This window comes from Streptomyces sp. NP160, assembly GCF_006335115.1.
GTDB lineage: Bacteria > Actinomycetota > Actinomycetes > Actinomycetales > Quadrisphaeraceae > Quadrisphaera.
Genome location: NZ_VDMJ01000086.1, coordinates 1 through 629 on the forward strand (window position 1 = coordinate 1; position 629 = coordinate 629).

Sequence of the window (629 nt, forward strand, 5' to 3'; positions counted from 1 at the left end):
CGGCGGCGGCGTCGACCAGCTCTGGCGCCAGGTCGTCGGGGCCGTGGCGGTGCTCGTCTTCAGCGGCGTCCTGACCGCGATCATCGGCTTCGCCATCAAGGCCACCATCGGCTGGCGCATCCCCGACGAGGACGAGGTCTCCGGCATCGACCAGGCCCAGCACGCCGAGTCCGGCTACGACCTGGTCGGCAGCTTCGGCGGCCACAGCCCCTCGGCCGCAGCTGCCGCAGCGTCCACCACCCGCACCTCTGAGGGAGCCTCGGCATGAAGCTCGTCACCGCGGTGATCAAGCCGCACAAGCTCGACGACGTCAAGGGCGCGCTGGAGTCCTTCGGCGTGCAGGGCATGACCGTCTCGGAGGCCAGCGGCTACGGCCGCCAGCGCGGCCACACCGAGGTCTACCGCGGCGCCGAGTACACCGTCGACATGGTCCCGAAGGTCCGCCTCGAGGTCCTCGTCGACGACCTGGACGCCACCGGCGTGGTCGAGGCGGTCGTCAAGGCCGCCGCCACCGGCCGCATCGGCGACGGCAAGGTGTGGGTCATCCCCGTCGACGACGTCGTGCGCGTGCGCACCGGCGAGCACGGGGCCGACGCCCTCTGACACCCCTGCGGGCGGTGCTCCTGTCG

At 72.3% G+C, this 629-nt stretch carries 1 protein-coding gene and 1 pseudogene; both read left to right on the forward strand.

Annotated features, from left to right (window positions below):
* A pseudogene (locus FHN55_RS22010) lies at positions 1–268 on the forward strand (ammonium transporter); the annotation flags it as partial.
* Positions 265–603 carry a P-II family nitrogen regulator gene (locus FHN55_RS22015; RefSeq protein ID WP_139714546.1) on the forward strand — a complete coding sequence of 113 codons (339 nt, stop codon included), beginning with the start codon at positions 265–267 and terminating at the stop codon, positions 601–603. The pseudogene FHN55_RS22010 and the gene FHN55_RS22015, both read left to right, overlap by 4 nt.
* The last annotated feature ends 26 nt before the right edge of the window (positions 604–629 follow it).